Source organism: Rhodococcus sp. ACS1, from assembly GCF_002300155.1.
In the GTDB taxonomy this organism is placed as follows: Bacteria; Actinomycetota; Actinomycetes; order Mycobacteriales; family Mycobacteriaceae; genus Rhodococcus_F; species Rhodococcus_F koreensis.
Window position 1 is genome coordinate 591141 of sequence record NZ_NSDZ01000001.1, and the last position, 18500, is coordinate 609640.

Annotated in this window: 20 protein-coding genes; 3 read left to right on the forward strand and 17 right to left on the reverse strand. The window is 69.7% G+C overall.

Annotation, left to right across the window (positions count from 1 at the left end; translation table 11 throughout):
* Positions 1-76 precede the first annotated feature (76 nt).
* The 9 genes from CJ179_RS02755 to CJ179_RS02795 form a co-directional block, all read right to left on the reverse strand.
* Entirely contained in the window at positions 77-610 is a 534-nt protein-coding gene (locus CJ179_RS02755; protein WP_095861043.1) for an adenine phosphoribosyltransferase, read from the reverse strand.
* A complete protein-coding gene (locus CJ179_RS02760) occupies positions 607-2373 on the reverse strand; it encodes an ABC transporter substrate-binding protein (RefSeq protein ID WP_095860656.1) in 1767 nt (588 codons plus the stop codon). Before CJ179_RS02760 ends, CJ179_RS02755 begins: the two co-directional genes overlap by 4 nt.
* 1 nt (position 2374) lies before the next feature.
* Complete coding sequence (gene secF, locus CJ179_RS02765; RefSeq protein WP_072942236.1) at positions 2375-3601, reverse strand: protein translocase subunit SecF; 1227 nt, start codon at positions 3599-3601, stop codon at positions 2375-2377.
* Positions 3598-5268, reverse strand: a complete 1671-nt coding sequence (secD, locus tag CJ179_RS02770) for a protein translocase subunit SecD (RefSeq protein WP_072942238.1) — start codon at positions 5266-5268, stop codon at positions 3598-3600. The genes secF and secD overlap by 4 nt, the downstream gene beginning before the upstream one ends.
* A gap of 144 nt (positions 5269-5412) precedes the next feature.
* Positions 5413-5790: a preprotein translocase subunit YajC gene (gene yajC / locus CJ179_RS02775; RefSeq protein WP_095860657.1), complete on the reverse strand. Its 378-nt coding sequence runs from the start codon at positions 5788-5790 to the stop codon at positions 5413-5415.
* A 136-nt stretch (positions 5791-5926) separates the two neighbouring features.
* On the reverse strand, positions 5927-7024 hold the full coding sequence (gene ruvB / locus CJ179_RS02780; protein WP_072942242.1) for a Holliday junction branch migration DNA helicase RuvB: 1098 nt from the start codon (positions 7022-7024) through the stop codon (positions 5927-5929).
* Positions 7021-7623 carry a Holliday junction branch migration protein RuvA gene (gene ruvA / locus CJ179_RS02785; protein ID WP_072942244.1) on the reverse strand — a complete coding sequence of 201 codons (603 nt, stop codon included), beginning with the start codon at positions 7621-7623 and terminating at the stop codon, positions 7021-7023. Before ruvA ends, ruvB begins: the two co-directional genes overlap by 4 nt.
* On the reverse strand, positions 7620-8189 hold the full coding sequence (gene ruvC, locus CJ179_RS02790) for a crossover junction endodeoxyribonuclease RuvC (protein WP_072942246.1): 570 nt from the start codon (positions 8187-8189) through the stop codon (positions 7620-7622). Before ruvC ends, ruvA begins: the two co-directional genes overlap by 4 nt.
* A 128-nt stretch (positions 8190-8317) precedes the next feature.
* Complete coding sequence (locus CJ179_RS02795) at positions 8318-9070, reverse strand: YebC/PmpR family DNA-binding transcriptional regulator (protein WP_072942248.1); 753 nt, start codon at positions 9068-9070, stop codon at positions 8318-8320.
* A 144-nt stretch (positions 9071-9214) separates the two neighbouring features.
* Between CJ179_RS02795 and CJ179_RS02800 the strand changes: the two genes are divergently transcribed.
* Together CJ179_RS02800 and CJ179_RS02805 are read left to right on the forward strand one after the other, a co-directional pair.
* Positions 9215-9571 carry a GntR family transcriptional regulator gene (locus CJ179_RS02800; protein ID WP_095860658.1) on the forward strand — a complete coding sequence of 119 codons (357 nt, stop codon included), beginning with the start codon at positions 9215-9217 and terminating at the stop codon, positions 9569-9571.
* Positions 9568-10488, forward strand: coding sequence for a hypothetical protein (locus CJ179_RS02805; RefSeq protein WP_095860659.1), 921 nt, complete (start codon positions 9568-9570; stop codon positions 10486-10488). The genes CJ179_RS02800 and CJ179_RS02805 overlap by 4 nt, the downstream gene beginning before the upstream one ends.
* A 55-nt stretch (positions 10489-10543) precedes the next feature.
* Here the strand turns inward: CJ179_RS02805 and pdxT are convergent, their stop codons facing one another.
* Both pdxT and CJ179_RS02815 read right to left on the reverse strand, forming a co-directional pair.
* Positions 10544-11152, reverse strand: coding sequence for a pyridoxal 5'-phosphate synthase glutaminase subunit PdxT (gene pdxT, locus CJ179_RS02810; protein WP_087555886.1), 609 nt, complete (start codon positions 11150-11152; stop codon positions 10544-10546).
* Positions 11149-12003: an acyl-CoA thioesterase II gene (locus tag CJ179_RS02815; protein ID WP_072942259.1), complete on the reverse strand. Its 855-nt coding sequence runs from the start codon at positions 12001-12003 to the stop codon at positions 11149-11151. The genes pdxT and CJ179_RS02815 overlap by 4 nt, the downstream gene beginning before the upstream one ends.
* Before the next feature lie 56 nt (positions 12004-12059).
* On the opposite strand from CJ179_RS02815, the gene CJ179_RS02820 reads away from it, so the two are divergent.
* A complete protein-coding gene (locus tag CJ179_RS02820; protein ID WP_095860660.1) occupies positions 12060-12683 on the forward strand; it encodes a hypothetical protein in 624 nt (207 codons plus the stop codon).
* A gap of 5 nt (positions 12684-12688) precedes the next feature.
* On the opposite strand, the gene CJ179_RS02825 is transcribed toward CJ179_RS02820, so the two are convergent.
* From CJ179_RS02825 to pgsA, 6 genes are all read right to left on the reverse strand, one after another.
* Complete coding sequence (locus CJ179_RS02825; protein WP_095860661.1) at positions 12689-13510, reverse strand: acyl-CoA thioesterase II; 822 nt, start codon at positions 13508-13510, stop codon at positions 12689-12691.
* Positions 13511-13662: 152 nt separating this feature from the next.
* Positions 13663-14565: a pyridoxal 5'-phosphate synthase lyase subunit PdxS gene (gene pdxS, locus CJ179_RS02830; protein WP_015890540.1), complete on the reverse strand. Its 903-nt coding sequence runs from the start codon at positions 14563-14565 to the stop codon at positions 13663-13665.
* A 151-nt stretch (positions 14566-14716) separates the two neighbouring features.
* Positions 14717-15739, reverse strand: coding sequence for an NUDIX domain-containing protein (locus CJ179_RS02835; RefSeq protein ID WP_072942263.1), 1023 nt, complete (start codon positions 15737-15739; stop codon positions 14717-14719).
* Positions 15736-16863: a glycosyltransferase family 4 protein gene (locus CJ179_RS02840; RefSeq protein ID WP_095860662.1), complete on the reverse strand. Its 1128-nt coding sequence runs from the start codon at positions 16861-16863 to the stop codon at positions 15736-15738. The genes CJ179_RS02835 and CJ179_RS02840 overlap by 4 nt, the downstream gene beginning before the upstream one ends.
* The gene (locus tag CJ179_RS02845) at positions 16860-17765 is read right to left on the reverse strand and encodes a phosphatidylinositol mannoside acyltransferase (RefSeq protein ID WP_072942266.1); all 906 of its coding nucleotides are present in this window, start codon (positions 17763-17765) and stop codon (positions 16860-16862) included. The genes CJ179_RS02840 and CJ179_RS02845 overlap by 4 nt, the downstream gene beginning before the upstream one ends.
* Positions 17762-18427 (reverse strand): phosphatidylinositol phosphate synthase, encoded by a 666-nt coding sequence (pgsA, locus tag CJ179_RS02850; protein ID WP_072942268.1) that lies wholly within the window; start codon positions 18425-18427, stop codon positions 17762-17764. The genes CJ179_RS02845 and pgsA overlap by 4 nt, the downstream gene beginning before the upstream one ends.
* Between the last annotated feature and the right edge of the window lie 73 nt (positions 18428-18500).

Sequence of the window (18500 nt, forward strand, 5' to 3'; positions counted from 1 at the left end):
TCGGGCTCTGGGGCCCTGGCTGGTCTCGGGCATGCGCCCCGGTGGCCGTGACGACCACCAGGCCCAACTTTAGTACTCAGACCGTGACGAGGGACGTGAGCGGGTACTTTCCGAGGCGCTCCCGGCCGCCCAGCGCGGCGATCTCCAGGACCACGGCGATGCCGATCACGCGGGCACCTGCGGATTCCACGAGCCGCGCCGTCGCGTCGAGGGTGCCGCCGGTGGCGAGGACGTCGTCGACGACGAGAACCGAACACCCCTCCAGGCCGATCGATCCGTCCGGGATCTCCAGCGTGGCCGTTCCGTACTCGAGGGTGTACGACTGCGACAGCACGGGCGGCGGCAGTTTGCCCGACTTCCGCACGGCCACCACACCGGATCCCAGCTCCCGGGCCACGCCGCCGCCGAGGAGGAACCCCCGCGCGTCGACGGCGGCGATCACCTCCGCCGCCGGCGCGCACGCGGCCAGGGCGTCGACGACGACACGGAAACCGTCGGCGTCGGAGAAGACGGGCGTCAGATCGGCGAACCGCACGCCGGGTTGCGGGAAGTCGTCGGCCCACCGGGTGAGCCGGGTGACGGCGTCACGGGCCGCGGAATGATCGATCACCGGCGCAGAACCCACCTGTCCATGTTCCACCCGGCGCCCGAAACAGTCGGATTGACCGTTCCCGCCTGCAGACCCGACGCGAACGCGACGGTTCGCGGCTGGTCGAACAGCGGCACCGTCGGCACGTCCGACCACAGGATGTTCTCCGCCTCCGTCGACAGCGACAGCTGGGTGGCGGTCGAGTCGTCGACGGCGAGCTGATCGACGATCCGGTCGACGCGACTGTTGCTGTAGTCGCCGAAGTTCGATCCGTTTCCACTGCGGAGGGCGTACATCGCGGTGGTGGCCGCGGCGGTGCCTGCCGCACCGGGGGCGGACGCCGTCCCCGCGAGCACCACGTCCACCTGCCCGCCGCGCAGCATCGACGGTGTGAACTCCGGCGAGGCGACGTCCTGCACGGTGATCCCGGCCGGGGCGCATGCCGCCGCGACCGCGGACACGATGTCGGCGCGCCGCGGGTTCGGGCCCAGGTATCCGATCCGGACGGTCGCCGACGTGTTGTCGGTGTCGGCGAGCGCGGCGGTGGCCGCCGCCGTGTCCGCCGTCTCGTACCGGCCGCCGACAGCGCCGGCCACCGACTGGTGGACGAGACTGTCGGGTGCGGTGACCCGCGTGCCGACCGGACCGCCGGAGCCGGCGCCGTCCGCGTCCGGTTCCGCGGCGAGCCCGAATTTCGTCGCCAGCTCGTCGCGGGGCAGGCAGGCCGCGAACGCCCGCCGTCCCGCCGCGTTCTCGAACAGCCCCGAGGTGGACAGGACGAACTGCTCGACGCTGCGGGAGGCCACCTCGGTCACCTCGAACCCGCCGAGGTCCAGGTCCGGCGTCGATCCCGCGGCGACGTCGACGACCTCGACCGCACCGTCACCGATCCGCGCGCTGATGTCGGAAGACTTGGGCCACACCACGATCCGGGACGTGGCGGGACGGTTCCCCCACCAGCGGTCGTTGGCCACCAGCACCAGACCCTCGTCCGCGGAGAACGATTCGACCTTGTAGGGGCCGGATGCCGGGAACAGCGTGAGATCGAGGTCGCCCGGTGTCATCGTCCATCCGGAGTTCCAGAAGTCCGCGACGCGCGTGAGGGCCGCGGTGTCCGAATTCTGCACGGCGGACACGATGTCGGGGACGCCGGTGGCAGTGGCGACGACGTGCGCCGGCATCATCGACGTCGCACCGAACAGCGACTTCCAGTCGGTGACGTTCCGTCCCGCCTTGAACGTGACGACGGCATCCTTCGCACCGGTCTGGCAGTCGATCCGGTCGATGTCCGTGTAGCCGGCGGTACTCGCCGCATCGAACATCGGGACGGTCGCGCCCTGGTCGTTCCGGCGGGTGAAGCGGCCGCTGTTCGCCGCCCAGGTGAGCACCAGGTCGTCGCAGGACATCGGGACGCCGTCGGAGTAGACGGAGTTGGGGTTCAGCTTGTACTGGATGGTGAGGGCGTCCCCGGGCATCGCGTTGGCGGTGCCGATGTCCGTGTCGGCCACCGGTCCGCCTTCGGGCCCGGTGTAGTTGAACCCGGGCAGGACCCGCGCGAACGCCTGACGCGCCCCCGACACCGCACCCGCGACGCTGTTCGCGTTGTAGGTGGTGACGGTGTTGTCGATGGCGTAGCCGATCGACGGGATCTGCTCGCCCTCCTCGGCGCATCCGACGAGGGTGCCTGCGAGGAGCACGGCCGTGAGGAGACCGGCACCCGACACGGCCGCCGTCCGGCCGCGTCGGGTGGGCGCACCGCGCCGGGTGCTGTGCGATGCGGGCATGTCAGTGCCTCTTCTTGTTGCGCTTCCCGGTGGGACGTGAGCCCGGAGCAGGTGCGGTCGACGCGGTTCGGGAACGCGGCACGGCCGCCTCCGGGGTGGATGCGGTCGCCGGCGCGCCGGCCTTCTGCGCTCCGCCTTCGGCCAGGGTCGCCCGTCGGGCGAGGACCTTCCGCGTGTGCGCGGCCACCGGACCCCACCGCTCCTTCAGGGTGACCAGCAACGGTGTCGCGAAGAAGATCGACGAGTACGCACCGACGATGATGCCGACGAGCTGCACCAGCGCCAGGTCCTTCAGCGTTCCGACACCGAGCATCCACACCGCGACCACCATCAGCGCGAGCACCGGCAGCACGCTGATCAGGGTGGTGTTGATGGAGCGCATTAACGTCTGGTTGACCGCGAGGTTCGCCTGCTCGGCGTACGTGCGTCGGGTCAGATGCAGAATTCCCCGGGTGTTCTCCTCGACCTTGTCGAACACCACCACCGAGTCGTAGAGCGAGAATCCGAGAATCGTCAACAGGCCGATGACGGTCGCCGGGGTCACCTCGAAGCCGACGAGCGAATACACACCGGCGGTGACGGCGATGTCGAAGAACAATGCGACGATCGCGGCGATCGCCATGTCGCGCTCGAACCGGACGGCGATGTACACGCTGACGATCACGAGGAACACAAGCAGCGCGATCAGCGCCTTCTGGGTGATCTGCCCGCCCCACGTCTCGCTGACGTCGGCGACGCTGATCACGTTCTCGTTGACGGTGCCGTCACTGTCCTTCGGCTGGAACTCGTCGTACAGCGCGTTCTGCAGCTTCACCACCTGGGCCGCGTCGAGCGCCTCCGAGCGGATCTGCACGGTCGCACTCGAACCCGAGCCGACGGTCTGCACCGAGACGGGGTCCATTCCCAGCGCGTCGGAGTAGACGTTCTCCACCTGTGTGGTGTCGACCCCGTCGCCCGCGGGGAACTGGATCCGCGATCCACCCTCGAAGTCGATACCGAGGGTGAATCCACGGACGAGGATGCTCAGCAGCGAGATCAGCACGATCGTGCCGGTCAGGATGTAGTAGAAGCGGCGGCGGCCGACCACCTCGAAGGCGCCGGTTCCGGTGTACAGCCGGGACAGCCAGCTGTGCCGGGGCATCGATGTCTGGTTGACGCCCGAATCGGACAGCGAAGACTCGGGGTCCGTCTGCGACGCAGACTTGGACGACGTGGTCGATTCGCTCATACTCGTGACTCCTTCGCCGACGCTGCGGCAGCCTTGCGTTCCTTGGCGATCTGCTGCACGGCACCCAGTCCGTTGACGCCCGGCCTCGACCAGAACGGCGACTTCGAGGCCAGGTGGACCAGCGGCCACGTCACCAGGAACACGACGACGACGTCGAGAATGGTGGTCAGGCCGAGGGTGAACGCGAACCCGCGCACCTGGCCGATCGCGAGGATGTACAGCACCGCGGCGGCGATGAAGCTGACCGCGTTACCGGACAGGATGGTCCGGCGCGCACGCGCCCAGCCGCGCGGAACCGCGGACCGGAAACTGCGTCCCTCTCTCATCTCGTCCTTGATTCTCTCGAAGAACACCACGAACGAGTCGGCCGTCATGCCGATGCCGATGATCAGACCGGCGATGCCGGCGAGATCGAGGGTGAAGTTGATGTACCGGCCGAGCAGCACCATGATCGCGTAGACCATCACACCGGACAGGACCAGGGACAGCGCCGTGAGCACTCCGAGCATGCGGTAGTAGAGCAGGCAGTAGAGCAGCACCAGGACCAGACCCACCAGACCGGCGATGAGACCGGCCTGCAGCGAGGCGAGACCCAGGGTCGCGGACACCGTCTCGGCCTCCGACGCCGCGAACGACAGCGGCAGCGAACCGTACTTCAGGGTGTTCGCGAGTTCCTTCGCGCTGTCCGCGGTGAACGAACCGGTGATCGACGTCGAACTGCCTGCGGGTGTCGCGCCCTGGACGACCGGCGCGCTCACCACCTTGGAGTCGAGTGTGAACGCGGCCTGCTTGCCGATGTTCTGCGACGTGAACGTGGCCCAGGTGTTGCTGCCCTCGGACTTGAACGTCAGGCTCACCTCGTGCCGCGACTGCTGGGAGTTGTACCCGGACGTCGCGTCGGCGATCTCCTGGCCGTCGATGATCGCCGGTTCGAGCAGATACACGGCCTGACCGTCGGTGGAGCACGCAACCAGCGGCAGAGCCGGGTCGTCGTTGCCGCGCAACGGGTCGGGCACGCTGCAGTCGAGGGTCGCCATGGCCTGCTGCTGTACGGCGGGGTCGGTGCTCTGGCGCGTGGCCCGGGCGGCCGCGATCTCGTCAGCCGCCTCGGCGGTTTCGGTCCCGGACTCGTCGGTGGGCGCCGGTTCCGCCGTGGGGGCGGGCGCGGGTGACGTGGACGGGTCCTGTGCCGGGAACGGCCGGTTCTGCGGCGCGGGAGTCTCGGTTCCTGCGGGCGCCTGGGCCGGCGTCTCACCGGCGGCGGGCGCCTGCGTGCCTGGAGCGGCCGCGGCCTGCGACGTCTGGACGGGGCGGACGTACAACCGCGCCGTCTGGCCGAGCGACCGGGCCTGGGCGCTGTCATCGCCGGGGACGGTGATGACCAGGTTGTCGCCGTCGATGACCACCTCGGAGCCGGACACGCCGAGTCCGTTCACACGGGTCTCGATGATCTCCTGCGCCTGCCGCAGGCTGTCCGGCGTCGGCTTGCTGCCGTCCGGGGTGCGTGCGGTGAGGGTGACTCGGGTCCCACCTTGCAGGTCGATGCCCAGCTTGGGTGTCGCGGACTTGTCGCCGGTGAAGAACACCAGGGCATACAGAACCGCCACGAGCACCGCGAAAACGGTGAGGTAGCGGACGGGATGCACCGATCCTGTGGAAGGTGCCACGATCTCTATGTCTCCTCAGTACGTGCAGTTCGGGTGGGAACGCTCACAGCGCACGGGACCGGCGGACGCAGGGCTGTGCCCCGGTCACCGCGCCCGGGGCGCCTGCGACACGACGGTTGCGCGGGTGCCGCGCGGAAGCGCCGGTCAATCCTTGTTCAGCCGCGGCGTGGTGTCGCCGCCGTTCTCACGATCCTCGCGCACGATGTCGGTGGCGGGGGCCTCGGTGCTGATCGACTCGTGGTCGATGGCACCGTCACCCTGCAGCGGGGCGTCGACGATCTGCTCGCGGACGACGAGACGCGACCACGTGGTGACCACGCCGGGAGCGATCTCGAGGTCGATCGTGTCGTCGCCGAGCGCGACGACGGTGCCGTGCAGACCGGCGGTCGTGAGGATGCGGTCGCCCACCGAGAGCGAGTCCTGCAGAACAGTCACCTTGGCCGCCTCCTTCTTCTGCCGGCGGATCCCCAGGAACATCGGGACGAGCAGCGCCAGAATCAGGAGCGGGAAGAGAAAATCCATCTGTAAGTCAACCTCGAGGTATGTCGCACGGTCCGAAGCACTGGTCCCGGTTGGACCGATGCAATACACCAGTGTGCCATCACCGGCCCGGACACCGGTTCGGTCGGCACGAGGCGGGCGTTTCTCCGGGAGTCGATCAGGGGTCTTCCGGATCGAACAGGGAGGCCTGCGGTTCGTTGACGCGAACCTCGATTCCGCCGGTCACGGCGTCCGGCGGCGGGGTCAGGCCCAGTTGTATCCACGCGGCCGCGGTGGCGACACGGCCGCGGGGTGTGCGCGCGATCATTCCGGCGCGGACGAGGAACGGCTCACACACCTCCTCGACGGTGGCGGGCTCCTCACCCACCGCGACCGCCAGGGTGGACACCCCGACCGGGCCGCCGCCGAAGCTGCGCACCAGGGCGCTGAGGACGGAACGGTCGAGGCGGTCGAGTCCCAGCTGGTCGACGTCGTACACGGCGAGGGCGGCGTGCGCGATCTCGCGGGTGACGACGCCGTCCGCGCGGACCTCGGCGTAGTCGCGGACGCGGCGGAGCAGGCGGTTCGCGATGCGGGGTGTGCCCCGGGACCGGCTCGCGATCTCGGCGCCGGCCTCCTCGCCGAGTTGCACCCCGAGGATGCCCGCCGATCGCATGAGGATCTGCTGCAGCTCCGCCGGTTCGTAGAAGTCCATGTGGGCGGTGAACCCGAACCGGTCGCGCAGCGGCCCGGTGAGCGCCCCCGAGCGGGTGGTGGCCCCGACCAGGGTGAACGGCGCGACCTCCAGGGGTATGGAGGTGGCGCCGGGACCCTTGCCGACCACGACGTCGACCCGGAAGTCCTCCATCGCGAGGTAGAGCATCTCCTCCGCCGGACGGGCGATGCGGTGGATCTCGTCGATGAACAGCACGTCGCCCTCGACGAGATTGCTCAGCATGGCTGCCAGGTCGCCGGCGCGCTCGAGCGCCGGACCCGACGTCAGTCTCAGCGAGGAACCCAGTTCGGCGGCGATGATCATCGCCATGCTGGTCTTTCCCAGCCCGGGAGGTCCGGAGAGCAGGATGTGGTCGGGGGTGCCGCCGCGCATCTTGGCGCCGGTCAGGACGAGTTGCAACTGCTCCCGGACCCGCGGCTGCCCGATGAAATCGTGCAGGTTCTTCGGCCGCAGGCTGGCCTCGATGTCGCCGTCGCCGGCGACGAGATCGGCCGAAACCGGGGACTCGTCGTCGTAGTCGCCGCCGGGTTCCGGATTCATCTGGTCTTCCCGAGCAGGGACAGGGCGGAGCGCAGCGCGGACGAGGTGGTCGACTCGGGGGCCTCGGCGAGGACGGAGTCGGTGGCCTGTTCGGCCTGCTTGGCCGGGAAGCCGAGCCCGACGAGCGCCTCGACGATCTGATCGCGGATCGATCCGCCGCCGCCCGCGCCGAGCGGCACCGCCCCGGACGTGGACGCGACCGCGTCGACCTTGTCGCGCAGTTCGACGACCATCCGCTCGGCCCCGCGCTTGCCGATGCCGGGCACCCGGGTGAGTGCCGTGACGTTGCCCTCGGCGAGCGCGGCCCGCAACGCCTCGGGTTCGAGGACGGCGAGTGTCGCCATCGCCAGGCGTGGACCGACACCCGACACCGTCTGGAGCAGCCCGAACAACTCCTTGGACTCAGAGTCGGGGAACCCGTACAGCGTCATCGAGTCCTCGCGGACGATCATCGCCGTGACCAACCGGGCCTCGGTTCCCCGCTGCAGCCCGCCGAGGGTGGCCGGGGTCGCGTTCACGCGATATCCCACTCCCGCGGATTCGATCACCGCATGGTCGAGGGCGATCTCGAGCACCTCGCCGCGGACGGACGCGATCATCGTGTACCTGCCTTCTTCACTTCGGCCAGCCGGGCCTGGTAGCGACGTTTCTGTTCAGCGGCCGCGGCCTCGGCGCGGGCCATGCGTTCGATCATCGGCGCCCGCCAGCAATGGCAGATCGCCAGGGCCAGCGCGTCCGCGGCGTCGGCCGGTTTGGGCGCGGCCGCCAGCTTGAGGATGCGTGTCACCATCGCCGTCACCTGAGCTTTGTCGGCCGATCCGCTTCCGGTGACGGCCGCCTTGACCTCACTGGGGGTATGGAAACACACGCCGATGCCGCGGCGCGCGGCGGCGAGGGCGACGACGCCGCCCGCCTGCGCGGTACCCATCGCGGTGCGCACGTTGTGCTGGGAGAACACCCGCTCGATCGCCACGACCTCCGGCCGGTGCAGATCGATCCACGATTCGGCGGCCTCGGAGATCCGCAGCAGTCGTGACGACAATTCGAGGTCTGCCGGGGTTCGGACCACGCCGACGGCCACCGGGGTGACGGTGCGGCCGTTGCCGCCGTCCACCACTCCGAATCCGCACCGGGTCAGACCGGGATCCACACCCAGCACACGCACGCAAAGCCACCTCTCCCACGCCGAACAGCTGTTCGATAGCTTAGCCGTGGGGTCGGACGTGGCGGCGCACCAACACGCAGGACGGCGCGGGGCGGGCGAGCACCGCTCCCCCGCCCCGCGCCGTGCGATCAGTCGTCGAGTTCGGCGAGCACCTCGTCGGAGAGGTCGACGTTGGTGTAGACGTTCTGCACGTCGTCGGACTCCTCGAGTGCGTCGACGAGCTTGAACACCTTGCGGGCCCCGTCCGCGTCGACCGGGACCTCGACGGATGCGCGGAAGTCGGCCTCGGCGGAGTCGTAGTCGATGCCCGCCTCCTGCAGAGCGCTGCGCACGGCCACGAGGTCGGTGGGCTCGCTCACGATCTCGAACGTCTCGCCCAGGTCGGTGACCTCTTCGGCGCCCGCGTCGAGGACCGCCATGAGCACGTCGTCCTCGGTCTGGTCGCCCTTCTCCAGGGTGACGACGCCCTTGCGGGCGAACAGGTAGGACACCGAACCCGGGTCGGCCATGTTTCCGCCGTTGCGGGTCATCGCGGTCCGCACCTCGCCGGCCGCACGGTTGCGGTTGTCGGTCAGACACTCGATGAGGACGGCGACGCCGTTGGGTCCGTAGCCCTCGTACATGATGGTCTGCCAGTCGGCGCCGCCCGCTTCTTCACCGGCGCCGCGCTTGCGGGCGCGCTCGATGTTGTCGTTGGGGACCGACGTCTTCTTGGCCTTCTGGATAGCGTCGTACAGGGTGGGGTTTCCCGCAGGGTCGCCACCGCCGGTACGGGCCGCCACCTCGATGTTCTTGATCAGCTTCGCGAAGGCTTTGCCACGCTTGGCATCGATCACAGCCTTCTTGTGCTTGGTGGTGGCCCATTTGGAGTGGCCGCTCATGCGATTCAAGCCCCTTTCCTGCTGCTTTTGGCACGCCGACTGCGCGGTTTCAGCTTTGACGATGTTACCCGCAGCCCGGCCACCCCTGCGCTATCCCGGGGTAACAACTCGCAAAAGTCACCATTGTTTGCATAGAATGCAAATATGTTGATGCGAGTCGACCACAGCTCCGGCACCCCACTGGGCGAACAGATCGCCGCCAATGTGCGCGGCGCGTTCCTGCGCGGCGAGATCGGCGCGGGCGACCGGCTGCCCTCCGCCCGGGCACTGGCCGAGTCCATCGACGTCAACCTCCACACGGTGCTGCGCGCCTACGCCACCCTCCGCGACGAGGGGCTGATCGACCTCCGCCGGGGCCGGGGCGCGGTCGTCCGCGCCGACACGGACCCGATTCGTACCGGATTGACCGAAGCCGCACGCACTTTCGTCGCCGAGGCACGGCGCCTCGGACTCGACACCGAACAGATGCTCGACGTGATCAAGGAGACCTCCGAACAATGACGACCTCCCGCACGCGCCTCCTCGCCGCGACCTCGACGGTACCCCTCCTCGCCCTCGTGATCGCGAGACTCGCGTGGGGCGGCGATCTGCCGCCGGTGGTGGCCAGCCACTGGTCCGGCACCCGACCCGACGGTTTCAGCGACACGACCACCTACTTCTGGATCGCCCTCGCCGTCTGCGCGATCGCCGCGGGCACCGCCGGCGTCGCCGCGGCCCGGATCCGCACCGACGCCGCGCTCTGGCTCCCCGCCACCGTGTTCACCGGGTGGACGGTGGCCACGACGTGGATCGTCAGCGTCGCCGCCACCGTCCGTGCGGGCTCGCCCGGCGCGGCGACGCTGGGCTGGTGGATCGTGATCCCCCTGCTGGGAATCCTGTGGGCGGTCGCCACGTTCGTCCTGCTCCCCCGGCCGTCGCACGCCACGGAGAACGGCCCCGCGCCGACACTGCCCGTCCCCCTGGCGCCCGGCGAACGCGCGTCCTGGACCGGATACGCGCGCGGGCGCTGGGCGGGCGTGCTCGCTCTCGCCATGGCCGTCGCCGCGCTCGTGTCCGCGCTGGTGGGCGCACTCTGGCTCGCGGCGCTGTTCCTCGTCCTGGTGGTCGCCGGCGGCGCCTTCGCTTCCGTGACCGTGCAGGTCGACCGCACCGGGCTGAGCCTCGCGTCGTGGAACGTGCGCTGGCGGCACATCCCACTCGACGCGGTCGACGAGGCACAGGTGACCGAGATCCGCCCCGCGGACTGGGGCGGCTGGGGATACCGCTTCTCACCGCGCGGAACCGCGGTGGTGATCCGCGGCGGCGAGGGCATCGTGGTGACCCGCGCCGGCGGCCGCCCGTTCGCCGTCACCGTCGACGGCGCCGCTCAGGGTGCGGCGCTCCTCAACTCGCTCGCCGCACCCCGTCCGGCGGGTTAGGGCGTGTCTCCCGATCCCTCTCGGGAGCGCCGAAACGGGGATCGGGGAAGATGCCCTAGACCCCGCGGACGATGTCGACGAACAACTCGTGCACTCGCCGATCCCCCGTGACCTCCGGGTGGAACGACGTCGCCACCACGGAACCCTGCCGCACGGCCACGATGCGTCCGGCGGCCGCGCCACCCGACTCGGGCACCCGGGCGAGGACCTGGACGTCGTCGCCGACGCGCTCCACCCACGGGGCCCGGATGAACACGGCCCGCATCGGATCGCCGACGATGCCCTCGAATTCGAGGTCGGACTCGAAGGAATCGACCTGACGGCCGAATGCGTTGCGGCGCACGGTCATGTCGATGGCGCCGAGGTGCTGGGCGTCGGGCCGGGTGTCGAGGATCTCGCTCGCGAGGAGGATCATCCCGGCGCACGACCCGTAGGCGGGCAACCCGTCGCGCAGGCGGGCCTTCAGCGGCTCGAGCAGTTCGAAGATCTGCAGCAGCTTGCTCATCGTCGTCGACTCACCGCCCGGGATCACCAGGCCGTCGATCTTCTCGAGCTCCTCCGGGCGACGGATGCCCACGGCGTCGGCGCCCGAATCATTCAGTGCAGCAAGGTGTTCACGGACGTCGCCCTGCAGGGCGAGCACTCCGACGAGGGGACGGGTCATGCCATGTTTCCTGTCTCGATGTCGCGCAGGTCCTGATCGCGCTGGATGCGGGTCAACCCCTCCTGCACCACGGCGGCGACCATGGTGCCGTTCCGGTCGAACATGCGGCCCTGAGTGAGGGCGCGGCCGAAGCCGGCGGAGGGTGAGGTCTGGTCGTAGAGCAGCCACTCGTCGGCGCGGAACGGGCGCAGGAACCACATGGCGTGGTCGAGCGACGCAGTCTGGGTGACCACTCCGGGGTGCGGGACCTTCGACGCGCCGAGGAGCGTCATGTCACTGAGGTAGGCGAGGGTGCAGATGTGGAAGACCCGATCGTCGGGCAGTGTGTTGCGGTAACGCATCCACACGCGTTGCTGCGCGGCGATTCCGGGAGTCTTCCTGGTGCAGTCGGCCGGAACGATACGGACGTCCCATTCCTTCCACTCCCGGTAGAGATCGGTGGCGGCCATCTCCTCGACGGTCTGTGCGTCGACGAGCTCTTCGGGCTCGGGGACCGACGGCATCGTGTCCTGGTGCTCGATGCCCTCGTCCTGCGAGTGGAACGACGCCGACATGGTGAAGATCGCCTTGCCGTCCTGGATGCCCGTGACGCGCCGGGTGCAGAAGGACCGGCCGTCCCGGATCCGGTCGACCAGGTAGACGGTGGGTTCCGCCGGATTTCCGGGGCGCAGAAAGTACCCGTGCAGGGAGTGCACCTCGAATCTCTCGTCGACGGTGCGGACGGCGGAGACGAGCGACTGACCGGCGACCTGCCCGCCGAACGTCCTCTTCAGCACGGACGGATGAACCGACCCGCGGAAGATGTCCTTCTCCAGCGCTTCGAGTTCGAGAATGTCCTCGATGCTCGCCATCCGCCCTCCTTCTGTGCCTGGTCAAGGTTATCCGCCCGGTTCGGGCTCGAGGCACCATGGGTGCCATGACGATGTTCACACCGACGAGCCCGGACGGTCTCGTCGCACTCGTCACCGAGCGTTGTCTCGCGGTGGACGGCACCGCCGTCGTCGCGATCGATGCCCCCGACGCCGCGCAGCCGCTCCCCCTCTCGGACGCGATCTGCGCGTCGCTGCGCGAACAGGGCCGGCCCTGCGACGTCGTGTCCGTCCACGACTACGTCCGGCCCGCCTCCCTGCGGTTCGAGCACGGACGCGACGACGAACTCAGCTACCGCACGCTCTGGTTCGACTACGACGCACTGAACCGGGAGGTGGTGCGGTCGGTCCGCGCCGACCGCCGGTGGTTGCCGCGGCTGTGGGACGAGGCCGAGGATCGCTCCGCCCGCTGCGCCCGCGTGCCCGCCGCCGACGGGCAGGTGCTTCTCGTGACAGGCCCGATGCTGCTCGGCCGGGACCTCGACTTCGACGTCACCGTGCAACTCCACCTGAGTGAAGGGGCCCTGCGGCGCCGTACTCCGGACGATCAACGATGGACCGTGCCCGCACTGCTGCGCCGCGCCGCCGACGTCACCGACGAACCCGACCTGCTGGTGCGGTACGACCATCCGCCGAAACCCGCGGTCCGAGCAGGCCGCTGAGCCGCTCACGTCGTGCGCAGGAACCGGGTCAGCCCTTCCTGCACCACGGCGGCGACCAGGTTCCCCTTCCGGTCGAAGATCCGTCCCTGCGCGAGAGCCCGGCCGAAGCCGGCGGCGGGCGACGTCTGGTCGTACAGCAGCCATTCGTCGGCCCGGAACGGGCGCAGGAACCACAGCGCGTGATCGAGTGAGGCACTGTCGATCTCGACACCGGGATGCGGGGTCATCGCGGAACCGATGAGCGTCATGTCGCTCATGTACGCCAGCGCGCAGACATGGAAGACGGGGTCGTCGGGCAGCGTCCTGCGGGACCGGAACCACGCCTGCTGCTGCGCGGCCGCACCGCGGATGCGGTCGACCTCGCCGTGTCCGACGATCCGGATGTCCCAGTCGGACCACTCCCGGGCCAGCCAGGCGATCTCCGGGTCGTCGGATTCGCCGGCGAACGGCAGATTGTCGGGCGGCGGGACCACGGGCATCTCGTCCTGGTGCTCGATGCCCACGTCGTCGACCTGGAAGGACGCCGACATCGTGAAGATGGCCTGGCCGTCCTGAACGGCGCTGACCCGCCGGGTGACGAACGAGCGGCCGTCCCGGATGCGGTCCACGAGGTACACGATCGGCATCGTGGGATTTCCGGGGCGGAGGAAGTATCCGTGCAGCGAATGCACCGCGAAGCGGGGGTCGACGGTGCGGACCGCCGCCACCAGCGCCTGACCGGCCACCTGCCCGCCGAAGGTGCGGGGAAGCATGGTCTCGGTCGCTATGCCCCGGAAGATGTTCTCCTCGAGGCGTTCCACTTCCAGGATCTCTTCGATCGTCGCCATCCACGGCCCCTTCCGATGCTCGTCCGCTGACACTCTCCCACGGCCCCGGGCACCGGTGCACCGCACCGCACGAGGTCCTGGTCGGGGCCTCGTGCGGTGCGGGCGAACTCAGTGCAGAGGGAGAGCGATCGATCACAGATCGATCGCGGAGGTCACCAGCCGCGCTCGGCGAGCCGGTGCGGGACGGGGATGTCGTCGACGTTGATGCCGACCATCGCCTCGCCCAGCCCGCGGGAAACCTTCGCGAGAACGTCCGGGTCGTCGAAGAACGTGGTCGCCTTGACGATCGCCGCGGCGCGCTCGGCCGGGTTGCCCGACTTGAAGATGCCGGAACCGACGAACACACCCTCCGCGCCGAGCTGCATCATCATCGCCGCGTCCGCCGGGGTGGCGATGCCGCCGGCGGTGAACATGGTGACCGGCAGCTTACCGGCCTTGGCGACCTCGACGACCAGGTCGTACGGGGCCTGCAGCTCCTTGGCCGCCACGTACAGCTCGTCCTCGCTCAGCGACGTCAGCCTGCGGATCTCCCCGCCGATGGTGCGCATGTGGGTGGTCGCGTTGGACACGTCCCCGGTGCCGGCCTCACCCTTCGAGCGGATCATCGCCGCACCCTCGGTGATCCGGCGAAGCGCCTCACCCAGGTTCGTGGCACCACAGACGAACGGAACGGTGAACTTCCACTTGTCGATGTGGTTGGCGTAGTCGGCCGGCGTCAGGACCTCGGACTCGTCGATGTAGTCGACACCGAGCGACTGCAGGATCTGCGCCTCGACGAAGTGCCCGATCCGGGCCTTGGCCATCACCGGGATCGACACCGCGGAGATGATGCCGTCGATCATGTCCGGGTCGCTCATCCGGGACACGCCGCCCTGGGCGCGGATGTCCGCGGGCACCCGCTCGAGTGCCATCACCGCGACGGCACCGGCGTCCTCGGCGATCTTCGCCTGGTCGGGGGTGACGACGTCCATGATGACCCCGCCCTTCAACATCTCGGCCATGCCGCGCTTGACGCGCGCCGTACCGGTGGTGGGGGTGGTGTCGGGGGTGCTCACAGCGAACTCCTGAGGTGTGGCGTGGATTGATTGCGATAGCGGCATGCGTGAGCGACGACGTTCACGCTGCAGTACCCGATTCTAGGACGAACGCCAGTCCACTTCCGTAGCCAGTCCGCGATTGCTGGCTTTCTCCGGACCTGCGGGCGGCTCAGGTGATCGCGCGCACCTCGGGGTCGTCGGCGGCAACGGCGACCGCTTCGGCCTCGTCGAGGAGATCCGCGAGGTCGTGCGGGTACACGGCTTCGCCCGCCGCCGCCAGTTCCCGTACCGTGTCCGCGGTGCACCACCGGTGACCGGTGATGGTGCGGCTCTCGAGTTCGGTGAAGCCGCCGTGATGCGGCTCGAACCCGTCGGTGCGCAACGCGAAGAACAGCTCCTCGGACCGGATGAGCTGCCCGTTCCAGGAGAAGATCGCCACCCGACGCCACATCGGTCCGCGCAGCGACTCGGGTGATGCGGTGTGCCCGGTTTCCTCGGCGATCTCCCGGACGGCGGCCGCCCGCAGGTTCTCGCCCTTCTCGACGGCGCCGCCGATCGTGAACCAGTAGTAGATGTCGGGGACGGTGGGGTCGTGTCCACGCAGCAGCAGCACCCGGCCGTCACCGTCGAGCAGCACCACCCGGGCGGACGTCCGGACCGAGTCGAGGGACAGTCCCTCGGTGACCGCGGCGGCGGACGAACGTTCGGTGATCTCGAAGTACGTCGGCAGCGGGGCCGTGCCCCCGAGGTGCAGCCATCGGACGGGCCGCCGGGTGCGCAGGGCGAGCGTGTCGCGGACGGCGTCGTTGTGGAATCGGCGGGCGATCAGCACCCGCGCCTCGGCGTCGGCGAGTTCCGCCACCAACTGGGGGCGCAGGGTGTCCGGGTCGAGCGACGAGAGTGCGCTGGACAACGCGTTCTCGGCGATCTCCCGGTCGGCCCGGTCCGCTCGTTCGGCCCTGGCCGCCAGCGCGGCCAGCGACCTGCCCTCGGGTGGGTCCATCGCCGCGGCCGCCGCACGGACGACCACCGCCCGGCGGGCGAGGGCAGCGTCGAGGGCCTGCCAGGACAGGTCGGAGCGGACGTGCAGGCGGTCGAGGCGGTTGGCCGTGCCGTACGCCCACAGGCCGATCGCGAGGACGACGGCCGCGACCAGCGCGAGAACCAGGATCGTGAGGGCGGAGAGCGTCACGAGCCGACCTCCCGCACGCCGTCGCGGCCGACGGTGACCGTCTCGTAGACACGCAGGATCTGCTCGGCCACCACCGGCCAGTCGTATTCGGTGACCACCGTGCGGCCGACGTCGGTGAGCGCGGCGCTGCGCTCGGGGTCGCCGAGCACCGAGTCGATCCCGGCGGCGAGCGCCGCCGCATCCCCCACCGGCACCAGCACGCCCGCCTGCCCGTCCCGCAGGACCCGGCGGAATGCGTCCAGTTCGCTCGCCACGACGGCGGCCCCGGCGGCCATCGCCTCCACCAGCACGATGCCGAAGCTCTCACCGCCGAGGTTGGGGGCGCAGTACACGTCGGCGCTCCGCAGCGCCGACGCCTTCTCGGCGTCGTCGACCTGGCCGAGCAGACGTAGATGCCCGAACACCGGGCCCGCCTCGCGGCGCAACTTGTCCTCGTCGCCGCGGCCGACCACCAGCACCTCGAGATCGGGATACTTCTCCACCAGCGCGGGCAGCGCCTTCAGGAGCACGGCCATGCCCTTGCGGGGCTCGTCGTAGCGGCCGAGGAAGAGGATGGTCTTGCCGGGGCGCGGATAGCCGGGCAGCGGTTCGGCGTGCGCGAACGCCGGGACGTCGACGCCGTTGGGGATTTCGACGGCGTCGGAGCCGAGCGATTCCACCTGCCAGCGCCGCGCGAGTTCCGATACCGCGATGCGCCCGCTGATCTTCTCCAGGTACGGCTGGAGCACACCCTGAAACGTGCTCAGCACCAACGACTTCGTGGTCGAGGTGTGGAACGTCGCCACGATGGGCCCCTCCGCCACCCGCATGGCGAGCATCGACAGGCTCGGCGCGTTGGGCTCGTGGATGTGCAGGACGTCGAAGTCGTTGTCCGAGATCCAGCGCCGGACCCGGGCACTCGCGGCGGGGCCGAAACTCAGCCGGGCCACCGAACCGTTGTAGGGAATCGCGAGGGCGCGTCCCGCCGACACGACGAAACCGGGCAGGTCGACGTCGTCGGACGCCGGCGCCAGGACGCTCACCTTGTGCCCGCGCTCGATCAGGACCTCCGCGAGGTCGACGACGTGGGCCTGCACTCCGCCCGGGACGTCGAACGAGTACGGGCAGACCATGCCGATCTTCACGAGTTCTCCATACGGGAGAGCCTCGCCTGCGACAGGTCGGACAGCCACAGCGGCTGAAGCATGTGCCAGTCCTCGGGATGTGCGGCGATGTTGGCCTCGAACCGGTCCGCCAGGACCTGGGTCGCCGCGGCCACGCCCGCGGTCGTGTCGATCGGCGGGTCGATGCGGAAACCCCACCCGCTGTCGGTGAACCAGCAGTGCACCGGCAGCAGCGGCGCACCGGTGTCGATCGCCAGCTTGGCGGGACCGGCGGGCATGCGGGTCGGTTCCCCGAAGAACGTCACCGGGACCCCCTTCTTCGCCAGGTCGCGTTCACCGAGGAGACACACGATGCCGTTGTCCCGCAGCCGCTCCGACAGTTCCACGAACGGGGGGTGCTCACCGCCGCTGAGCGGGAAGATCTCGAAGCCGAGGCCTTCGCGGTAGTCGACGAACCGCTGGTACAGCGATTCGGGTTTCAGCCGTTCGGCGACCGTGGACAGGCCACCCCAGTGCTGGGCGCACCACACACCGGCCATGTCCCAGTTGCCGCTGTGCGGAAGTGCGAGAATCGCGCCCCGGCCGGCTTCCTTCGCGGCGTCGAGGTGCTTCTGTCCCTCGATCAGCTCGTCGAGGGCGGCGCCGGTCTTCACCAGGTCCATCGACGGCAGCCGGAACGCCTCCCGCCAGTACCGTGCGTAGGACCGCATCGACGCCCGCATCAGCGCATCGGGCACCTCGGCGGGGGTCACCCCCAGCACCCGGGCGAGGTTGCGGCGCAACTGGTCCGGGCCGCCGTTCCGGACGGCGAAGTCGGCTCCCCTGTCGAACAGGGTGACCGCGGCCTTCTCGGGCAGGGCACGCACCAGCCGCCAGCCTGCCGCGTACCCCAGGTCGCTGAGGCGTTCGGACACGCCGCTCACTGCGCGGTCGCCTGTCCGTCTTCCGGCGTCGGATCTGCGGGCGGCAGGGGCAGCACGTCCCGCGCCCCCGGCGACCGGCGGACCGCCAGAACCCGCTGGAACACGGTGATCACGCTGCCCGCCGACAGCAACCACATCGCGACGTGCACGGCCCACGGCACTCCGAGCCCGGTGACGCCGGCGCCGACGAGCACGATGATCAGCCGATCGGGCCGTTCGATGAGGCCGCCGTCGGCGGACAGTCCGCTCGCCTCGGCGCGCGCCTTGGCGTACGAGATCACCTGCGACGTGACGAGGCACAGCAGCGTCGCGATCAGCAGCGGCTTGCTGTTCTCGTGGTAGACGGCCCACCAGGCGAGGCCGGCGAAGATCGCGCCGTCGGCCACCCGGTCGCAGGTGGCGTCGAGCACGGCGCCGTACCTGGTCCCGCCGCCCCGCGCGCGTGCCATCGCGCCGTCCAGCATGTCGAACATCACGAACAGCCAGATGAACATCGCTCCCCAGAACAGATGTCCGCTGGGAAACAGTGTGACCGCACCCGCCACGGTCGCGACGGTGCCGATGACGGTGACGGAATCGGGGGTGAGCCCGGTCTTGACCAGGGCCTTCCCCAGCGGCGCCGTCACCTTGGACACCGATGCCCGCCCGAAGAAGCTCAGCACCTCTCCACCCCGTTCTTCACTTCCCGACAGGAACCCCGAACGCGTGAGTCAACGACTCGCGCGTCATTCATCT

Bases quoted from the DNA above. Each gene is read 5' to 3' on its own strand.
- CJ179_RS02760 (WP_095860656.1), bottom strand. From the start codon at position 2,373: ATGCCCGCATCGCACAGCACCCGGCGCGGTGCGCCCACCCGACGCGGC.
- secF (WP_072942236.1), bottom strand. From the start codon at position 3,601: ATGAGCGAATCGACCACGTCGTCCAAGTCTGCGTCGCAGACGGACCCC.
- yajC (WP_095860657.1), bottom strand. From the start codon at position 5,790: ATGGATTTTCTCTTCCCGCTCCTGATTCTGGCGCTGCTCGTCCCGATG.
- ruvB (WP_072942242.1), bottom strand. From the start codon at position 7,024: ATGAATCCGGAACCCGGCGGCGACTACGACGACGAGTCCCCGGTTTCG.
- ruvA (WP_072942244.1), bottom strand. From the start codon at position 7,623: ATGATCGCGTCCGTCCGCGGCGAGGTGCTCGAGATCGCCCTCGACCAT.
- CJ179_RS02795 (WP_072942248.1), bottom strand. From the start codon at position 9,070: ATGAGCGGCCACTCCAAATGGGCCACCACCAAGCACAAGAAGGCTGTG.
- CJ179_RS02800 (WP_095860658.1), top strand. From the start codon at position 9,215: ATGTTGATGCGAGTCGACCACAGCTCCGGCACCCCACTGGGCGAACAG.
- CJ179_RS02805 (WP_095860659.1), top strand. From the start codon at position 9,568: ATGACGACCTCCCGCACGCGCCTCCTCGCCGCGACCTCGACGGTACCC.
- pdxT (WP_087555886.1), bottom strand. From the start codon at position 11,152: ATGACCCGTCCCCTCGTCGGAGTGCTCGCCCTGCAGGGCGACGTCCGT.
- CJ179_RS02815 (WP_072942259.1), bottom strand. From the start codon at position 12,003: ATGGCGAGCATCGAGGACATTCTCGAACTCGAAGCGCTGGAGAAGGAC.
- CJ179_RS02820 (WP_095860660.1), top strand. From the start codon at position 12,060: ATGGGTGCCATGACGATGTTCACACCGACGAGCCCGGACGGTCTCGTC.
- CJ179_RS02825 (WP_095860661.1), bottom strand. From the start codon at position 13,510: ATGGCGACGATCGAAGAGATCCTGGAAGTGGAACGCCTCGAGGAGAAC.